At 61.9% G+C, this 18409-nt stretch carries 19 protein-coding genes; 13 read left to right on the forward strand and 6 right to left on the reverse strand.

Features of this window, described 5'->3' with window-relative positions; genetic code table 11:
* Nucleotides 1-77: 77 nt before the first annotated feature.
* On the reverse strand, nucleotides 78-1532 hold the full coding sequence (locus ACN5AZ_RS13180; protein ID WP_419429471.1) for an ABC transporter substrate-binding protein: 1455 nt from the start codon (nucleotides 1530-1532) through the stop codon (nucleotides 78-80).
* Nucleotides 1533-1860: 328 nt separating this feature from the next.
* Between ACN5AZ_RS13180 and panB the strand changes: the two genes are divergently transcribed.
* The 8 genes from panB (at nucleotide 1861) to ACN5AZ_RS13220 (ending at nucleotide 9723) form a co-directional block, all read left to right on the forward strand.
* Complete coding sequence (gene panB / locus ACN5AZ_RS13185) at nucleotides 1861-2688, forward strand: 3-methyl-2-oxobutanoate hydroxymethyltransferase (protein ID WP_419429348.1); 828 nt, start codon at nucleotides 1861-1863, stop codon at nucleotides 2686-2688.
* Between the two features lie 11 nt (nucleotides 2689-2699).
* Nucleotides 2700-3560: a pantoate--beta-alanine ligase gene (gene panC, locus ACN5AZ_RS13190; protein WP_419429472.1), complete on the forward strand. Its 861-nt coding sequence runs from the start codon at nucleotides 2700-2702 to the stop codon at nucleotides 3558-3560.
* A gap of 233 nt (nucleotides 3561-3793) precedes the next feature.
* Nucleotides 3794-5527 (forward strand): type I secretion system permease/ATPase, encoded by a 1734-nt coding sequence (locus ACN5AZ_RS13195; RefSeq protein ID WP_419429349.1) that lies wholly within the window; start codon nucleotides 3794-3796, stop codon nucleotides 5525-5527.
* Nucleotides 5524-6876, forward strand: a complete 1353-nt coding sequence (locus tag ACN5AZ_RS13200; protein WP_419429350.1) for an HlyD family type I secretion periplasmic adaptor subunit — start codon at nucleotides 5524-5526, stop codon at nucleotides 6874-6876. Before ACN5AZ_RS13195 ends, ACN5AZ_RS13200 begins: the two co-directional genes overlap by 4 nt.
* Nucleotides 6877-6985: 109 nt before the next feature.
* Complete coding sequence (locus ACN5AZ_RS13205; RefSeq protein ID WP_419429351.1) at nucleotides 6986-7450, forward strand: RidA family protein; 465 nt, start codon at nucleotides 6986-6988, stop codon at nucleotides 7448-7450.
* Nucleotides 7447-8205: a glycerophosphodiester phosphodiesterase family protein gene (locus ACN5AZ_RS13210; RefSeq protein ID WP_419429473.1), complete on the forward strand. Its 759-nt coding sequence runs from the start codon at nucleotides 7447-7449 to the stop codon at nucleotides 8203-8205. Before ACN5AZ_RS13205 ends, ACN5AZ_RS13210 begins: the two co-directional genes overlap by 4 nt.
* 31 nt (nucleotides 8206-8236) lie before the next feature.
* The gene (locus ACN5AZ_RS13215) at nucleotides 8237-9436 is read left to right on the forward strand and encodes a GNAT family N-acetyltransferase (protein ID WP_419429352.1); all 1200 of its coding nucleotides are present in this window, start codon (nucleotides 8237-8239) and stop codon (nucleotides 9434-9436) included.
* Entirely contained in the window at nucleotides 9433-9723 is a 291-nt protein-coding gene (locus ACN5AZ_RS13220; RefSeq protein ID WP_419429353.1) for a 4a-hydroxytetrahydrobiopterin dehydratase, read from the forward strand. The genes ACN5AZ_RS13215 and ACN5AZ_RS13220 overlap by 4 nt, the downstream gene beginning before the upstream one ends.
* Nucleotides 9724-9779: 56 nt before the next feature.
* Here ACN5AZ_RS13220 and ACN5AZ_RS13225 read toward each other — a convergent pair whose 3' ends face one another.
* Nucleotides 9780-11963, reverse strand: coding sequence for a transglycosylase domain-containing protein (locus ACN5AZ_RS13225; protein ID WP_419429354.1), 2184 nt, complete (start codon nucleotides 11961-11963; stop codon nucleotides 9780-9782).
* 259 nt (nucleotides 11964-12222) lie between these two features.
* Between ACN5AZ_RS13225 and ACN5AZ_RS13230 the strand changes: the two genes are divergently transcribed.
* The 4 genes from ACN5AZ_RS13230 (at nucleotide 12223) to bfr (ending at nucleotide 15028) form a co-directional block, all read left to right on the forward strand.
* Entirely contained in the window at nucleotides 12223-12561 is a 339-nt protein-coding gene (locus ACN5AZ_RS13230) for a P-II family nitrogen regulator (RefSeq protein WP_419429355.1), read from the forward strand.
* Between the two features lie 32 nt (nucleotides 12562-12593).
* A complete protein-coding gene (locus ACN5AZ_RS13235; protein WP_419429356.1) occupies nucleotides 12594-13913 on the forward strand; it encodes an ammonium transporter in 1320 nt (439 codons plus the stop codon).
* Nucleotides 13914-14150: 237 nt separating this feature from the next.
* Entirely contained in the window at nucleotides 14151-14405 is a 255-nt protein-coding gene (locus tag ACN5AZ_RS13240) for a (2Fe-2S)-binding protein (RefSeq protein ID WP_419429357.1), read from the forward strand.
* Nucleotides 14406-14545: 140 nt separating this feature from the next.
* Nucleotides 14546-15028, forward strand: a complete 483-nt coding sequence (bfr, locus tag ACN5AZ_RS13245; RefSeq protein WP_419429358.1) for a bacterioferritin — start codon at nucleotides 14546-14548, stop codon at nucleotides 15026-15028.
* Between the two features lie 60 nt (nucleotides 15029-15088).
* Here bfr and ACN5AZ_RS13250 read toward each other — a convergent pair whose 3' ends face one another.
* Entirely contained in the window at nucleotides 15089-15856 is a 768-nt protein-coding gene (locus ACN5AZ_RS13250) for a FadR/GntR family transcriptional regulator (protein ID WP_419429359.1), read from the reverse strand.
* 151 nt (nucleotides 15857-16007) lie between these two features.
* On the opposite strand from ACN5AZ_RS13250, the gene ACN5AZ_RS13255 reads away from it, so the two are divergent.
* Nucleotides 16008-17033 carry a calcium-binding protein gene (locus ACN5AZ_RS13255; RefSeq protein WP_419429360.1) on the forward strand — a complete coding sequence of 342 codons (1026 nt, stop codon included), beginning with the start codon at nucleotides 16008-16010 and terminating at the stop codon, nucleotides 17031-17033.
* Here the strand turns inward: ACN5AZ_RS13255 and ACN5AZ_RS13260 are convergent, their stop codons facing one another.
* Genes ACN5AZ_RS13260 through pgsA form a run of 3 tightly spaced genes read right to left on the reverse strand, consistent with a single transcriptional unit; the run spans nucleotide 17034 to nucleotide 18388 of the window.
* Nucleotides 17034-17474 carry a molybdenum cofactor biosynthesis protein MoaE gene (locus ACN5AZ_RS13260; protein ID WP_419429361.1) on the reverse strand — a complete coding sequence of 147 codons (441 nt, stop codon included), beginning with the start codon at nucleotides 17472-17474 and terminating at the stop codon, nucleotides 17034-17036.
* Between the two features lie 3 nt (nucleotides 17475-17477).
* Complete coding sequence (gene moaD, locus ACN5AZ_RS13265; RefSeq protein ID WP_419429362.1) at nucleotides 17478-17723, reverse strand: molybdopterin converting factor subunit 1; 246 nt, start codon at nucleotides 17721-17723, stop codon at nucleotides 17478-17480.
* Nucleotides 17723-18388 (reverse strand): CDP-diacylglycerol--glycerol-3-phosphate 3-phosphatidyltransferase, encoded by a 666-nt coding sequence (gene pgsA, locus ACN5AZ_RS13270; protein WP_419429363.1) that lies wholly within the window; start codon nucleotides 18386-18388, stop codon nucleotides 17723-17725. Before pgsA ends, moaD begins: the two co-directional genes overlap by 1 nt.
* Between the last annotated feature and the right edge of the window lie 21 nt (nucleotides 18389-18409).

Below are 18409 nucleotides of genomic sequence, written 5' to 3' on the forward strand. Positions count from 1 at the left end.
CATGAAAACCCCCGTTTCGTGCCACTTGTGCGGCAGACCACGGGACAGCACAAGCTGTCCGTGATCCGCGTGACGGGTCACTCGCGCCAGCGCACGCCGGTCAGATCGGTGGCCTGCGTCGGCGCATTACGCCACAGCCCCTCCAGCCGGGCGTCCGCCACGGTGGGGTAGGCGAGCTGGAACAGGTAGGCGTTCACGTAATCGCTTGCGATGATCTCTTGGGCCTGATGCAGCAGCGCGCTGCGATCCGTGGCATCGGCGGTGGAGCTAAGCGTGTCCAACACCTCGGCGAAGGCGGGGTTGTCATACTGAAAGTAATAGTCGGGCCGCGCGTAGATGCCGATATCCATCGGTTCTGTGTGGCTGACGATGCTTAGCCCGAAATCCTTGCCGCGAAACACCTCTTCGAGCCACTGCGCCCATTCCAGATTGGTGATCTCTGCGGTGATGCCGACCGCGCGCAATTGGGCGGCGATGATCTCGCCACCACGTCGGGCATAGGAGGGCGGCGGCAGCTTGAGGCTGGTGGTAAAGCCACCCGCCAGACCCGCCTCGGCCAGCAGGGCGCGGGCGCGATCGGGATCGTAGGCCGACAGGCCGGTCAGGTCGATGTAGTCGGGATTGTGCGGTGCGAAATGCGTGCCGATGGGCGTGCCCAGCCCGTACATTGCGCCGTCGATGATCGCTTGCCGGTCGATGGCATGGGCCACCGCCTGCCGCACACGGATGTCATCAAAGGGCGGCTGGCCATTGTTCATTGCCAGAATGGTCTCGCCTTCGGTGGAACCCGTCAGGACCTGAAACCGTGGGTCGGCCTCGAACTGGATCAGGTTCTCTGGCGCGGGGAAGCCTGCGAAGGCGTCTACGTCCTGCGCCATGACGGCGGCAAAGGCGGCAGTGGGGTCCGAGATGAATTTGAACGTGGCCTCCGTCAGCGCGGGGGCGTCGCCCCAATAGCTGTCAAAAGCCGCAAGCGTGATGCTGTCGCCCTGCCGCCAGTCGACAAAGCGGAAGGGGCCGGTGCCTACGGGGGTGCTCTTGATATCTTCGATGCTTTCGGAGGCGACAATGACCGCATCCCCCCAAGCGAGGTTGAACAGCAAGTTCCCATCCGGAGCGGACAGGTCGATCTGCACCCTGCGCGGGTCCAGAACCGTGACCGCCTTGATGCCGGCGAACAGTTGTTTTTGCGCATTTGTGCTGTCCTCGGCACGGGCGCGGTCGAGGCTGAATTTCACATCCTCCGCGTCGAAACCGCTGCCGTCGTGAAAGACGGCCTCGGTCAGCTCGAACACATAGGTCAGCCCGTCGTCTGAGATCTCCCAGCTGCGGGCCAGACCGGGCTGGATCGCGCCGCTTTCGTCAAATTTGGTCAGCCCTTCAAAGACGTTCGAATACAGCACGCTGTCAATGGCCCCCGCTGCCGCAGAGGTCGGGTCCAGATGGGGCGGTTCCAATTGCAGCGCGATCGTCAGATCGGTCTGCTGGGCAAGGGCGGGCGTTGCGCAAAGCGCGCACAGCGCGAGGGTCAGGCGGGCAGATGTCACGGCAGGCGTCCTTTTATCCGGCGTGGCAAGGCATGGGGCACGATACCGACAGTGCTGTGTTTGCCGCAGGGGTGCAAGCGCGGCGGCCCTGCGGAAACGATCTGATGTTTGGGGCGTTGCTGTCGCGCTGGCCTTGGGCAAATGGGGCAGACGCAGGGTTTTTCCCCTAAAAGCTTTTACCCGTCATACCCAAATGCTATGTGGCGCTGCAGCGCGGCGCATGATACACCTGCGCAACTTTATGGCGGAAACGTTAGGGTTTCAGACATATCCTGACCCGATGATGCCCGCTGTTTTGGAGGAGGAGCCTGACATGAGCACCACTGGACAGATCCGGGCCAAAACGCCCGAAGACATCCGCAACGCCAAGGGCGGGACGCCGTTGGTCAGTCTGACGGCCTACACCACGCCGATGGCGCAGATGATGGATGAGCATGTGGACTTTGTGCTGGTCGGGGATTCCGTCGGTATGGTGCTGCATGGCCTTGAATCGACGCTTGGCGTGACGATGGAAATGATGATTATGCACGCCCAAGCGGTGCAGCGCGGGCTGACGCGCGCGATGATGGTCGTGGACATGCCGTTCGGCTCTTACGAGGAATCCAAGGAGCAGGCCTTCCGCAACGCCGCGCGACTGATGCGCGAAACCGGCGCCCCTGCGGTGAAACTGGAAGGCGGTGTCGAGATGGCGGAGACAATCGCCTTTTTGACGGCCCGTGGCATTCCCGTGATGGCGCATATCGGCCTGACGCCGCAGTCGATCCACACGCTGGGCGGCTACAAGGTGCAAGGGCGCGGTGCGGCTTCGGGCAAGCTGTTGGCAGATGCCCGCGCGGTCGAGGGGGCGGGGGCCTTCGCTGTGGTTCTTGAAAAGATCCCGCAGGGTCTGGCCGATGCGGTGACCGCTCAGGTCAGCATTCCGACCATCGGGATCGGTGCCTCGGCGGGCTGTGACGGGCAGATCCTTGTGGTGGATGACATGCTGGGGCTGTTCACGGCCTTCAAGCCGAAGTTCGTCAAGCGCTACGGCACATTGGGCGAGGATGGCGAAGCGGCCATTGCGGCCTATGCCGCAGAGGTGCGCGCACGGCAGTTTCCGGCCGCCGAGCATGTGTTTTCGGACGTGGGGAAATCGGCGTGACGGCACAGGCAATGGCGGATCTGGCGGTGGTGACGCCGCGGATCCTGCGCACGCGCGCCGATCTGCGGGCTGTCGTGGCCGGTTGGCGCGCGGCGGGTGAGCGGGTTGGTGTGGTGCCCACAATGGGGGCGCTGCATGCGGGGCATCTGGCCTTGGTCGAGCGGGCAAAGGCGGAATGTGATCGCGTGATCACGACCCTGTTCGTGAACCCCAAGCAGTTCAACAGTGCCTCTGATCTGGAAAATTATCCCCGTACCGAAGACAGCGATTGTGCGCTGCTCGCCCCGTTGGGTGTGGATGTGCTTTATGCGCCGGACGTCGACCAGATGTATCCCGCAGGGTTTGCTACCACCGTGTCTGTGACAGGGCTGACGGACGTGCTGTGTGGCGCGCATCGGCCCGGTCATTTTGACGGGGTGGCCACCATTGTCACGAAGCTGTTGACCCAAACGGCTGCGGACCGCGCCTATTTCGGGGAGAAAGATTTCCAGCAGCTTCAGGTGGTGCGCCGTCTGGTGACGGATCTTGATCTGCCGGTCGAGGTGGTGGGCTGCCCGACGGTGCGCGAGTCTGATGGTTTGGCGATGTCGTCGCGCAACCGGCGCCTGAGCAACACCGGCCGCGCCGTGGCCCCTGTCTTGCTGGACCAGATGCAGACAATGGTAAAGGGCCTGCAGGCGGGATCTGCGATGGCGGAGCTGCGGGCGAAGGCCGAGCAAACCCTGCTGGCGTCGGGATTCGAGCGTGTGGAATATCTGGACCTTCGCGGCGTCGAGGATCTGGTGGCGCGGGAGCGGCTTGAGGGCGAATGCCGGCTGTTTGCGGCCGCATGGCTGGATGATGTCCGCCTGATCGACAATATCGCGGTTTAAGGTCCGGGGGGCGGACGCTGTTTGCCTGCGGCAAAGGCGCCCCGCCCACCGTCCCGCAACCGGCAACACCTCTCTGCCGGTGTCGTGTCCTGGTCGCGTCATTTCCGGTTAAAAAGACGCTAATCCATTCTTTTGTATTGTCTGAAGCGGCCTGTCCTATTTGATCGAGCCCTGTGTTACACACGGCGTAGGCAGACGGCCTGCGACGCAATCCAAGGGGATCGATGGGCTTTATGAGTGGCGACAAAACAGAAGCGGGTTTGAAAGAACTGCGCGCCGCGCGCAGGCAATCGCGTCCGTATTACTGGTTTGTCGGGGTGTTCAGCTTTTTTGTGAACATGCTGATGCTGACTGGCCCGATGTACATGCTGCAGGTCTATGACCGTGTGCTGGGATCGCGGTCCGTGGCGACGTTGGTGGCGCTAACGGCACTGGTCGTATTTTTGTACGTTATGATGGGGGTGCTCGACTATGTTCGGGGGCGGATCATGGCGCGGGTGGCGGCGCGGTTTCAGGCGGCTTTGGATTTGCGGGTCTTTGATGCGGTGCTGCGCCGTGCCGCGATCAAACCGGATGAGCTGTCGCAAACAGGGCTGCGGGATCTGGAGGCTGTGCAACGCCTGATGTCCTCTCCGGTCCTGCTGGCGGCGTTTGACATCCCTTGGGTGCCTGTTTTCCTGTTTGGTCTGTTCATTTTTCACCCGTGGATGGGGGCATTGGCCTTGGTGGGCGGCGGGGTGCTGATCGCGGTGACCTTGGCCAACCAGATGGTGTCACGTGATCCCACATTGCAAAGCAATCGGGCCGTGATGTTGGCGGAACAGACCTCGGACCAGATCCGTCAGGAAGCCGAGATGGTGCAGGCGCTGGGCATGCGCGGCGATGCTTTCACCCGTTGGATCGGGGCGCGGGGGCAGGCGCTGTCAGGGCAGATCGCCACGGCGGATATGACCGGCACCTTCACCACGATCACCAAGACCTTTCGCATGCTGTTGCAGTCGCTGATGTTGGGGCTTGGTGCCTATCTGGTTTTGCAAGGTGAGCTCAGCGCCGGCGCTATGATCGCGGGGTCGATCCTGATGGGGCGTGCGTTGGCCCCGGTGGAGCTGGCGATTGGTCAGTGGCCCGTGGTGACCCGCGCCCGCAAGGGGTGGGACAATCTCGCACAGCTTCTGAGTGAACTGCCGCCGGAGCCTGCGCGCACCGCCCTGCCCACGCCCGCCGCGCGGCTGGAGGTGCAGCAAGCGACGATTGTTGCGCCGGGGGAGCAGCAGGCGGCCCTGCGGTTGGTCAGCTTCAACGTCGAGCCGGGGGATGCCATTGGTGTGATCGGGCCGTCGGGGTCTGGGAAATCCACGTTGGCGCGCGCCCTGACGGGGATCTGGCGACCGGCAGGCGGCAAGATCCGGCTGGATGGGGCTACGCTGGATCAGTACGGGCCGGACGTTCTGGGCCAGCACATCGGCTATTTGCCACAGCGGGTCACTCTTTTTGACGGCACCATCGCGGAAAACATTGCGCGTCTGTCACCGCACCCCGATGCCGAGGGGATTGTCGCTGCTGCAAAGCGCGCTGATGCCCATGAGATGATCCTGAAGCTCCCGCAGGGCTATGACACACGTGTCTCGGCCATCGGGGGGCGCTTGTCCGGGGGACAGATGCAGCGGATCGGGCTGGCGCGCGCCATGTATGGCGATCCGGTGATCCTTGTACTGGATGAGCCGAACTCCAACCTCGACAACGAGGGATCGGAGGCTGTGAACACCGCCATTCGCCAATTCAAAGAGGCGGGCAAATCCGTGCTGATCATGGCGCACCGTCCTGCGGCCATCAAGGAATGCAACAAGCTGCTTATGCTGGAGGCGGGGCAACGGGTGGCCTTTGGCCCCAAGGATGAGGTGTTGCAGCAGATGGTGAAGAACCATCAGCAGATCCAGAAGTCGGCAGCACCGGGAGGTGTGCGATGAGCGCCCCGCACAAGACCAGAACGACGCAAAAAGGGCAGGCGGCCCCCACCGGCCACGCCAGTTTTCCCACGCGCATGCCGATGATCATTGGCCTGCTGGCCCTGCTTTTGTTGGTGGGGGGCTTTGGCACGTGGGGGGCTATGACGAATATATCGGGCGCGATCGTGGCCAGTGGCCAGATCGAGGTCGACCAGAACCGGCAGGTGGTGCAGCACCCCGATGGCGGCGTCGTGGCGGACATTCTTGTGGAGGAGGGGGCCAGTGTCGCGCAGGGCGATGTTCTGATCCGGCTTGATCCCACGCTGTTGTTGTCCGAACTCGCCATCGTCGAGGGACAGCTGTTCGAGCTGACCGCCCGTCGCGCGCGACTGTCTGCGGAACGCGATGGAAAGGACCGTGTCGAATTCCCGGCCGATCTGCTGACCCGCGCGGAAACCGATCCCGAGGTTGCCGAACTGGTCGACGGTCAGCGCAACCTGTTCACCGCACGCGCTGAATCGCTTGCCGCAGAGGTGGAACAACTGCGCAAACGCATTCAGCAAACTGGCGATCAGGTGGGCGGGGTCGCAGCCCAACAGGCCGCTTTGGAATCGCAACTGGCCCTGATCGGGCAGGAGCTTGCAGGCAAACAGGCCCTGCGCGCCAATGGTCTGGTGCGCGAGCCGGAGATCCTCGCTCTGCAGCGCGAAGAGGCGCGGCTGTCAGGCACAGTCGGCGAACTGGTCGCGCAAAAGGCGCAGGCGGAGGGGCGTATCACAGAGACGGAAATCCAGATCCTGTCGCTGACAAACCGCCGCCGAGAGGAAGCCATCACCACGCTGCGCGACCTGCAGTTTCGCGAACGCGAGATGGCGGAACAAGCCCGCGCCCTGCGCGAACGGCTGTCACGTATGGTCATCACGGCTCCGGTGTCTGGGATCGTATACGGGATGACGGTTTTTGCGGAACGCTCTGTAATCCGGCCGGCCGATCCGGTTCTGTATCTCGTGCCGCAGGACCGCCCGTTGGTGATTGCGGCACGCGTTGAACCTATCCACATCGATCAGCTTTTCGTCGATCAAGAGGTCAGCCTGCGGTTCTCGTCTTTGGACCAGCGCCAGACGCCCGAACTGTTCGGGCAGGTGCGTCAGGTCTCCGCAGATGCCTTTCAGGACGAGGCGTCGCGCGTGAGCTATTACCGGGCGGAGATCATCCTCAACGACGGCGAATCAGAGCGTTTGCCAAAGGGCGCCGTCCTGATTCCCGGCATGCCGGTGGAGGCATTCATTCGCACAGAGGACCGCACGCCGCTGGCCTATCTGGTCAAACCCTTCATGGATTATTTCGCCCGCGCGTTCCGCGAAAGCTGACGGATGCTTTGGCCTGTCCCGTTTGGGGCGCACAGCTTTCAAGGCATTGCATTCCGCAGTGCCACCGCTAGGGTCGCGCCCGAACATCGCTTGATCAAAGGATCCCGACATGAGCAATGACATCGACGCGCGTCTTGGTGAATTGGGCCTCAGCCTGCCGGACGCGCCAGCGCCTGCGGCCAACTATGTTCCCTATGTTTTGACCGGAAATACGCTCTACGTGTCGGGGCAGATCAGCATGATCGATGGCGCACTGGTCACCGGCAAAGTTGGTCAGGATCTCAGCGTTGAGCAGGGGGCCGAGGCCGCGCGTGCCTGCGCCCTGTCGCTTCTGGCGCAGGTCAAAGCGGCCTGCGGTGGTGATCTGACACGGCTGAAACGGGTGGTAAAGCTGGTGGGCTTCGTCAATTCTGGCCCTGATTTCACCGATCAGCCCAAGGTGATCAACGGTGCCTCCGATCTGATGGTCGCACTGTTGGGGGACGCCGGTCGTCACGCCCGGTCAGCGGTTTCGGCGGCGGCTTTGCCCTTGGGCGTCGCGGTCGAGATCGAAGGCATCTTCGAGCTCGCCTGATGCCGGTTTTGCCACAGGCCTTTCTGGCCCGCCCTTTGGCCCACCGCGCCCTGCATGACCGCGCGGCGGGCCGTCCCGAGAATTCGCGCGCGGCCGTTCGGGCCGCTATTGCGCAGGGCTATGGTATTGAAATTGATCTGCAGCTGTCAGCGGACGGGCAGGCTATGGTGTTCCATGATGACACTCTGGACCGTTTGACCGATCAAAGCGGGCCGGTTCGTGCGCGCGATGCCGCCAGCCTGTCACAGATCCAGCTGACAGACGCCGCCGACGGTATACCCACGCTGGCAGAAGTGCTGGAGATCGTCGCAGGTCAGGTGCCGCTGCTGATCGAAATCAAGGATCAGGATGGCGCAATGGGTTCTGATATTGGCGTGCTGGAACAGGCAACGGCCCGCGCGCTGCACAGCTATGCGGGCCCTGTGGCCTTGATGTCATTCAATCCGCATACGGTGGAGCGCATGGCGCAGCTGTGCCCCGATCGCCCCGTCGGTATGACAACCTGTTCCGGCAGTGACAGTGAATTCCCGCAGTTGACGCCAGCGCAACGCGCACCCTTGGCGGCGATAGAGCTGGCGGATCGCATCTCGCTCGATTTTATCAGCCACGATCACAGCGATTTGACCAACCCACGTGTGGCCGAGCTGAAGGAGCGCGGTTTGCCTGTGCTGTGCTGGACAATCCGTTCCCCCGAACAGGAACAGGCCGCGCGCCGGATCGCAGACAATGTCACCTTTGAGGGGTACGCCGCTTGAACCCGTGGCGTTGGGGGCCAAATTCAGCGCCATGACACAAGATGCGTCCTTTCCTGAATTAACGGTCACGGTGGTGCCGTCCCTGTCGCAGATCGATCCAAAGGCATGGGACGCCTGTGCCTGCCCCGAGGCCGCGCAGGGCGGGCCTCCGGCTGATCCCTTTACCACCTACCGGTTCCTGCATGCGCTGGAACGCAGCGGGTCGGTCGGGCGCGGCACCGGATGGGAGCCGCACCACCTGACGGTCGAGGCAGACGGCCAGATCATCGCGGTCGCCCCGATGTACGCCAAGGGGCACAGTCAGGGTGAGTACATCTTTGACCACAATTGGGCACATGCCTACGAATCCGCAGGTGGGCAGTATTACCCCAAAATGCAGATGGCGGTGCCTTTTACCCCTGCGACAGGGCGCAGGTTTCTGACCCGTCCGGGGTGGGAGGTCGCGGGTCAGCAGGCTTTGGTTCAAGGCGCGGTGCAGTTTGCGGCCAACAACCGGCTCAGTTCGTTGCATATCACCTTTTGCACCGAGGCCGAGGCGCAGGCCGGTGCTCAAATGGGGTTGCTGCCACGGATCACGCAGCAATTTCACTGGCACAACCGCGGCTATGCGGATTTCGACGGCTTCCTGGCGGATTTGTCGTCCCGCAAGCGAAAGGCCATCCGAAAGGAACGCGCAAAGGCGCAAGGATTTGGCGGGGTCATACGCACCCTGACGGGCGATGACATTCAACCGGCCCATTGGGATGCCTTCTGGCAGTTCTATCAGGACACCGGCAGCCGCAAATGGGGCACGCCCTATCTGACCCGCGATTTCTTCGAGATCGTCCATGATACGATGCGCGAGGATATGGCGCTCGTGCTGTGCGAACGCGACGGCGTGCCCGTGGCGGGGGCGCTGAACTTTATCGGGCGCGATGTGCTCTACGGCCGCTACTGGGGCTGTATCGAGGATCACCCCTGCCTGCATTTCGAGGCGTGCTATTATCAGGCCATTGATTTCGCCATCGCCAAAGGCCTGTCGCGTGTCGAGGCCGGCGCGCAGGGTGAACACAAACTGGCAAGGGGCTATCTGCCCGCCCAGACCCATTCGCTGCACTGGCTGGGCGATGCGGGCTTCGCCGATGCTGTGGCCAAATACCTTGAGGCGGAACGGCGCGCCATCGACGAGGATATCGAGATCATGACGGCCTACGGGCCTTTCAAACAAGACAACAGGGAGGAACAGCAATGAACGAGAAACTGTCTGACACCGGTCGCAAGACCGTTCTGGCCCCGCTGTTCGACAGCGGTTGGGAAATGGTCGAAGGCCGCGATGCGATCCGCAAGACCTTTGCGTTCGAGGATTTTGTCACCGCCTTCAGCTGGATGACCCGCGCCGCGTTTTATGCGGAAAAGTGGAACCACCATCCGGAGTGGTCAAACACCTACAACACGGTCGAGGTGGTGCTGACCACGCATGATGTGGATGGCTTGTCGGCGCTCGATGCCAAGCTGGCGCGCAAGATGGACCGTCTCTGACCGGCTTCTACAGGTATGACAGATCGTAGGGCGGGGATGTTCCCCGCCCTTTTTCGTTAGTTTCCGCCGCCAAAGATGCTGCGGAGCACGTCCTCGATTGCATTGCTTTCAACGCGGCGGGTGCGTCCGGGTGTGGTCGGGGCGGGTTGCGGCTGCTGTACGACTTCGGGCGCGGGGGGAGGGGGCGGCGGTGCCGGTGCCTCAGGTTCTTCCATCGGAAGCGGTTTTGGTGTTGTCCCGTTTTGCACGCGGGCCATCACCTCTGACCAGATCTCGGCCGGAAGGCCGCCGCCGGTCACGCCTTTCAACGGGGTGTTGTCGTCGTAGCCCATCCAGACCCCGGTGACGTAATCGGCGGTGAAGCCCACAAACCACGCATCGCGCGCTTCTTGTGACGTGCCGGTCTTGCCTGCGGCCTGCCAGCCCTCCAATGCGGCGCGGCGGCCTGTCCCTTCAGACACCACCTTTTCCATCATCCAGGTCAATTGGCGCGCGGCGCTTTCCTGAATAACGCGTTCCCCGATGCCGCCGCCGGACCCCATCAGCGGCTCCTGATCCCCTTTGAGACGCAATTCGCGCAGGCCATAGGGCGTCACCGAGGATCCGCCGTTGAGAATACCGGCAAATGCGCCGGTCATCTCCAGCAATGTCGCCTCGGAGGTGCCAAGCGCCATCGACGGCACGTCCTGCAAGTCGCGATAGATGCCGAAATCGCGCGCGACCCGCATCACCAGATCACGGCCGACAGATTCGGACACTTTGATCGCGGGGATGTTCAGCGACTGTTTCAGGGCCTCGACCAGCGTCACGCGGCCTTTGTAGTTGCGGGTGTAGTTCTCGGGGCACCACTGCGGCTGTCCGGGGATGGACAGGCAGTAGGGTTCATCCGTGACCGTGTCATAGGGCGAATACCCCAGTTCCAGCGCGGTGGCATAGATAAACGGCTTGAACGCCGATCCGGTCTGGCGCACCGCCTGACTGGCGCGGTTGAACAGACCGGTTGCATCCACATCACGCCCGCCGACCATGGCACGCACCGCCCCGTCTGCAGACATCACCACCACGGCGACCTCTGCCTTGGAGCTTTCCGAGACCTTTTCGTTGAACACCTTCAGCACGGCCTCTTGCGTGGCGGCCTGAATGCGCGGGTCCATCGTGGTGGAGATTACGACGTCCTGCGTGGTGTCCTGTGTGAAGTATTCCGGCCCCGACTGCATGACCCAATCGGCAAAGTACCCGCCGCCAAGGTTCTTGGCCTGGCTGGACAGGGTGGCGGGGTTCTGCTGGTAGTGGGCGGCCTCTTCTGCGGTCAGGTAGCCTTGTTCCTCCATCAGGCGCAGCACGGTGGCCGCACGGCGCTGGCTGCGTTCCAGATTGGCGGTGGGCGACAGGGTCGAGGGCGCGGTCAACAGGCCAGCGATCATCGCCCCTTCGGCGGGGTTCAGCGCGGCGGCGTGTTTGGCAAAGTAACGCTGCGCGGCGGCTTCGGCCCCATAGGCACCGCCCCCCATGTAGGCGCGGTTGAGGTAGATCGAAAGGATGTCATCCTTGGTGTACTTCATCTCCATCGCCATGGCGAAGATGGCTTCGTTGATCTTACGCTCCAGGGAGGACTGGCGACAGTCGGCGACGAAATCCGCCTCGCTGTCCCATTCACGCGGTTTATAGGTGCGGCCAAGGCACAGAAGTTTCGCGGTCTGCTGGGTGATGGTCGAGCCGCCATGCCCCTGCAACGGTCCGCGTCCTTCGGCGAGGTTGATTCGCACAGCCGACGCGACGCCACGGGGGGAGACACCGATGTGTTGGTAGAACCGCTTGTCCTCGGTGGCGAGCACGGCGTTTTTCAGGTGCTTGCTGACCGAAGTGGCGGTCACCGCGCCGCCGTATTGGTCGCCGCGCAGTGCAAACAGGCGGCCTTCGCGATCCAGTAGCGTGACCGACCCGCGCGCACGTCCATCCAGCAGGGTGTCCAGCTCCGGCAGGGTCGACGACACATACAGAACCCAAGACCCGATGCCGACCACAGCAAGAATCACCACAGTGGCGGTCAGGCGGAAAAACAGGCGAAAGAGCCAGCCAAACAGGCCAAGGATCAGCCCCACGGGTCCGCGCCGCCCGCGTTTGACAGCGGGTTTACGGGGTTTGCGTGGTTTTTTGGCGGCGGGTTTGCGCGGCGTCTCGGTCTTTTTGCTATACCGGCGATCCGCCACCAGCTTGCCTGGTTTGCGCGGTGAACTCATGGAAACGGAACCTGCTCTGACGTTGTTGGCGCGACTCTATCGCGTCTGAATGGGAATGTTGACCACCTCGCTGCCTGTAAGCGGGTTTTTGTTTTGCCTGTTTTGTGTGCGAAATTTTAAACTTGCTTAATTTTCGTGCTTAACGAGATGATAAAGCGCCTGAATTTTGCCCAAAGCCTTCATTTTTGGCAGCGATCACCGTTCTTCTGCAGGGGTCAATAGCGGGGGCCAACCTCGCCAAGGATCGAAGGGGAATAAGGTGAAACTGATCATTGCAACGATCAAGCCGTTCAAGCTCGAAGAGGTGCGCGAAGCCCTCACGGGGATCGGCGTGCGCGGCATGATGGTAACGGAAATCAAGGGCTTCGGCTCTCAGTCCGGCCATACTGAAATTTATCGTGGCGCAGAATACGCGGTAAACTTCGTGCCAAAGATCAAACTGGAAATCGTCGTCAGCGCGGCCATGGCCGAGCAGGTGGTCGAGACCATCAAGACGACAGCACAGACCGGCAAGATCGGCGATGGCAAAGTCTTTGTTCTCGACGTTCAGCAAGCCGTTCGCGTGCGGACGGGCGAAACCGACGCAGACGCGATCTGACGCTTCCTAGGGGATTTTACGGACCAATGAACATGAAGTTTACCAAAACAACCGCAGCCGCGGCTCTGCTGCTGGCGCTGCCCAGCGCGGGTTTCGCCCAAGAGGCAGAGGCCGTCGATACGCTGCCCTTCATCCTGACCACCGTGCTGTTCCTGATGGGCGGGTTCCTCGTCTTCTGGATGGCCGCCGGTTTTGCCATGCTCGAAGCGGGCCTGGTGCGCAGCAAAAACGTCACCATGCAGCTGATCAAGAACGTCGCGCTGTTCTCGCTGGCGTCGATCTTTTACTACCTCATCGGTTACAACCTGATGTACCCGCTGGGCACATGGTCCATCGAGGGCGTTCTGTCCGGCGTTTGGGGTCCCGGCGTTCTGGAAGCTGTTGGCGTAACCGCCGATGCAGCTGACGACATCGGCTATGCCTCCACCGGTTCGGACTTCTTCTTCCAGCTGATGTTCTGTGCGGCAACCGCATCCATCGTGTCGGGCACCGTGGCCGAGCGCGTGAAACTGTGGCCGTTCCTGATCTTCACCGTGATCCTGACCTCCATCATCTACCCGCTGCAGGCGTCGTGGAAATGGGGCGGCGGTTTCCTGGACGAAGCAGGCTTCCTCGACTTCGCGGGTTCGACTGTTGTGCACTCCGTTGGTGGCTGGGCGGCTCTGACCGGCGCGTTGATCCTGGGTCCGCGTATCGGCAAGTACAAAGATGGCCGTACCGTTCCGATGCCGGGTTCCAACCTGACGCTCGCAACCTTGGGTACGTTCATCCTGTGGCTGGGTTGGTTCGGCTTCAACGGTGGCTCGCAGCTGGCGATGGGCACCGTGGGTGATGTGGCTGACGTGTCGCGCATCTTCTCCAACACCAACACCGCAGCAGCCGGTGGCGCAATCGCCGCTCTGATCCTGACGCAGATCCTGTACAAAAAGCCGGACCTGACCATGGTTCTCAACGGTGCGCTGGCGGGCCTCGTGTCCATCACCGCAGAGCCGCTGACCCCCTCCCTGGGCGCAGCGACCCTGATCGGTATGGTCGGTGGTGTGATCGTGGTCTTCGCGGTTCCCTTCCTCGACAAGCTGAAGATCGACGACGTTGTTGGCGCGATCCCGGTTCACCTGCTGGCAGGTATCTGGGGCACCATCGCGGTCTGCTTCACCAACGGTGACGCATCGCTGGGCACGCAGCTCTACGCCATCGTGGTTGTCGGTATCTTCACCGTCGTCGCATCGGCAGTGGTCTGGTTCATCCTCAAGGCGGTCATGGGCATCCGTGTCACCGAAGAGGACGAGATCAACGGTCTCGACATGGCCGAGCTGGGCATGGAAGCCTACCCGGAGTTCTCCAAGGGCTAATCCCAAAGGCACTGTGGTCTGATCCGGATCTCCTCCCTCGGACCGGACCACATGACAAGAGCCGGGCGCTGTCACAGCGCCCGGTTTTTTGTTGTGCGGCGGCCAGTGGCGTTCGGCGAGGAATGGCTGACGTTGCGCCGGTCTATAACTTATTGAATTAATCGGAATTGACGATACCGACTAAATTAGTCATGTATGAGCCATCTGCCTGTTTCTATGATCCACAGGAGCGCTCTCATGATGGTTTGTCACTGCAACGCGATCACCGACAAGGATATCCACGCCGCGATGGAGTGGATGCGCGCAGCTGACCCCGAAACCATCATCACGCCCGGCAAGGTCTATCGCGCTTTGGGCAAAAAGGCTGATTGCGGCGATTGCCTGTCGCTGTTTCTGGACACGATGGAACGCGACCCCAATCTCGAAGTGCCCCTGTTGCGGACGCCCGCGATGGACCGGATCGGTAGGGCGCGTCGTGTGGGCGAACGGTGATATGGGCAAATCACCGATGCAACGTCTGTTTCCGGCGGATTTTACGCTGCATTACCTTGAAATGATTCTAAACTGGCCTCATTCTACAGATGACCTAACTCAGGGTCGGACGAGAACCACGAAGACAGGAGCTTTGGGCCATGAAGGGCGACGAAAAGGTTATTGAATACCTCAATGCAGCTTTGCGCAGCGAGCTGACAGCGGTCAGCCAGTACTGGCTGCACTATCGCCTGCAAGAGGACTGGGGCTTTGGTCGCGTCGCCGAGAAATCGCGCGAGGAAAGCATCGAAGAGATGAACCACGCGGATCGTCTGATTGAGCGGATCATCTTCCTTGGCGGTCACCCGAACCTGCAAAAGCTTGATCCGCTGCGCATCGGCCAGACCCTGCGCGAGACGCTGGAGGCCGATCTGGCCGCCGAATACGAAGCCCGCACTTTGTATATCGAAGCCCGCCAGCACTGTGACAAGGTCGGGGATTTCGTGTCCAAAAACCTGTTCGAAGAGCTGATCGCAGACGAAGAAGGCCACATCGACTTTCTCGAAACGCAGTTGGAGCTGGAACAAACCATTGGTGCGTCGGCCTATGGTCAGCTGCAGGCGAAACCCACGAACGAAGCCTGATTGGTCCGATAATTCCGAATTCAACGCCTGCCCCGAAAGGGCGGGCGTTTTGCGTATGGCTTAGCGTTCGGTTTCCCGCAGCAGTCTTTGGCGGGCAATCAATTCGTTGCGGTTGCTCTTGCGGTCCGCGCTCAGGGCGTCCTCGACAAAGTTGAGATGCGCCTCGACCGCGGCGCGGGCGGCTGCGCCATCGCGCGCCTGTAGGGCAGTGTTGATCGCCTGATGCTGTTCCAGAAGCTGTTCGCGGGTGGCGCGCTGTTTGAACATGATCTGGCGGTTGTAGAACACGCCCTCGCGCAACAGTTGGTACATCGACCGCATCATGTGCAGCATGATGACGTTGTGCGACGCCTCGATGATCGCGAGGTGGAAATCCGCGTCCAGCCGCGATTCCTCGGTAGGATTGCGCTTGCCATGGGCGGCTTCCATCTTGGCCATCAACTCGGCGATGACCTTCAGATCGGTCGTGGTGCCGTGGCGGGCGGCACGTTCAGCGGCGAGCCCTTCCATGTCGCGCCGGAACGACAGGTAGTCAAAGACCGCCTCGTCGTGGTTGGCAAACAGCCCGACCAGCGCCTCGGAGAAGGCAGAGCCGATCACCTCGGTGACAAAGATACCGGCGTTTGCGCGTGCTTCCAGCAGGCCACGGTTTTGCAATTCCGCCACGGCTTCGCGCAGCGACGGGCGGGACACCCCCAGCTTGTCGGACAGTTCCCGTTCCGAGGGCAGCCGCTCTCCCGGACGCAGAATGCCGCGCAGGATCAGCTTTTCGATCTGACGCACCACAGCCGCTGAAAGTTTCTCGGGCTGCACTTTCTCGAAGGGCATCTGGGTCTCCTTTGGTCCGGTGATCTTACCAATAGGGCCGCTTGGGTGCAAAGCCTCATAGGTTAGCAAAGGGTTAATAAATGCCCCGACTCCGGCACATTTGCGCCAGATTGCGCGTGCAGATTGCACAGGCTTACACCGAGGATACGCAATGTTCACCGCTTTGATCGCATCGCTTCTTGGCTCTATGACTTTGGCCGCCATCGTTCAGCCGATTGTGGACGGGGCCGAGGACGAAGAAGACACATTCGAGCCGTTGACCGCGCCCGAGGAGTTGGGGGACGCCGCACAGGTCGGAGACGCGGGCGGTGATCTGCTGGAGGCCGCAGCCGGGCGCGACTGGCTGGCCGGTGGTCGTGGCGGGGATACGCTGGATGGCGGTGCGGGCAACGACACGCTGTTTGGTGAGCCGGGCCGCGATCTGCTGTTGGGCGGAGAGGGCGACGACCTGCTTGACGGCGGCGCGTGGCATGACGCGCTCGACGGGGGTGCCGGTGACGACATGCTGCTGGGGCAGAACGGGATGGACACCCTGTTCGGCGGTGAGGGCGATGACATCCTTAACGGCGGCGCTTGGGACGATCTTCTAGTGGGCGGTGCCGGTGCGGACGTACTGTCCGGCGAGAGCGGCGATGATCTGTTGTTCGGCTACGTGCCCGATGACGAGGGGCTGTCGCCGGTCTCTGCGGAGGCGTTTCACGAGGCATTGGAAGCCACCTACGACAACGCCGAAGATTTCGCAGCACTGGACGCCGACGCACAACAGGCCGCAGCCGAGGCGGCGCTGGACCACATGCGCGACCTCCACCCCGGCGCGTTGGCCGGTGACGACGGTGGCGATACGCTCAGCGGTGGGGACGGTAATGACACTCTATATGGCAATGACGGGGATCTGCTGTCCGGTGACGGGGGCGACGATGATTTCGTCATCACCGAATTGCAGCCCACGGGCGGCGGTATCGTGATCGAGGATTTTGGCACGGGCCAAGACGATCTGGTGGTGGAATATGATGCCTCTGCCGGTGGGCTCGAACCGCTGATCGAAGTTATCACCGATGTCGATGGCAACCAGCAGGTCACGGCGGATGGCAACGTGGTGGCCACGCTGACCCAGCCCCTGACCCCGATCACGGTCGAGGATGTTCTGGTTGTGGGCTTGATGGAGGTGACGCTGTAATCACCAGCGGGTGAGGGCGTCCTCGTCCTCGGCGCGGGCGGCGACCCATCCGGCCTCAGCGCCGCTGTGTTCTTTCTTCCAGAAGGGGGCGCGGCTTTTGAGATAGTCCATCAGGAATTCCGCCGCTTCAAAAGCGTCCTTGCGGTGCCGCGCGGCGGTGGCGACCATCATGATCTGCGCGCCGGTTTCCAGGCGCCCGTAGCGGTGGATCACCAAGACATCGCCCAAACTCCAGCGGGTGCTGGCCTCTGTCGCGATCTGTTCCAACGCCCGTTCGGTCATGCCGGGATAATGCTCGATCTCCATCACGTCGAGCCCGCCTTCCACGTCGCGGACCACGCCGGTAAAGGTCACAACCGCCCCCATATCATGCCGCCCCGCGGCAAAGCGGTTGGCTTCCTCGCCAAAGTCAAAGGGGGCTTCCTGTACGACGATCCGCATGGCTTATCCGCCGGTCATCGGAGGGAAAAAAGCGACCTCGCGCGCGTTTGCCAGACTGGCGTCAAAGTCGGTCAGGTCCTGATCAACGGCGACCCGCAGCGCGCTGAGATCGGCAAAGGCTGCGGCATAGCGGTCCTCGCGGGCGCGCAGCTCTTCGACCAGTTCCATGACGGTGGCCGCTTGCGTGTCCACCTGTTCCTTGGCCAGTCCGACCCGTTCGCGGACCCATGCAAAATACAGCACCTGCATCAGCTTTCCTCCTTCAGGAAGGGCGCGGCCTTGCGCAGGTAATCCACGCCGGTGATCAGCGTCAGCGCCGCCGCAATCCACAGCAGCGCAATGCCCAGCGGACCGGCCCAGACCATGCCGAAATGCTTCCAGATCAATCCTTGGGTGTCGGCAATGGTGCCTTCGAGCACGCCTATGACGATCTCGTCGTTCATCCCGATGATCGAGACGCCGAAGTAATGTTCAAAGACACCGTGGCTGAACAAAACCGCAATAGCGACCATCTGCACCGTGGTCTTCCATTTCGCCAGTTGCGTGACCTTCAACGTTCCCGAAACATCGCCAAGGAATTCCCGCAGGCCGCCCACGAACACCTCGCGGAACAAGATGACTGTGGCCGGCAGAACCAGCCAAGGCGTGTAGGAGTTGTAGGCCACCAGAACCATCAGGGCGATGCAGACCATGGCCTTGTCCGCGATCGGGTCCAGCATGGCGCCGATCTTGGTTTCCTGTTTCCAAATCCGCGCGAGGTGGCCGTCAAAGAAATCGGTCACAGCCGCGCCCATGAACAGCAGCAAGGCCAGCCAGTCCGCCAAGGGACGCGAGAAATACAAAAACATCACGGCCACGCCGGGGGCCGCAAGAAGGCGCAGGGCCGTCAGGATATTGGGTGTGTTCCATTTCATCGCCAATTTCCTAGCCGTTTA

Origin of the sequence: Sagittula sp. SSi028, from assembly GCF_048553715.1 — a bacterium.
GTDB lineage: Bacteria > Pseudomonadota > Alphaproteobacteria > Rhodobacterales > Rhodobacteraceae > Sagittula.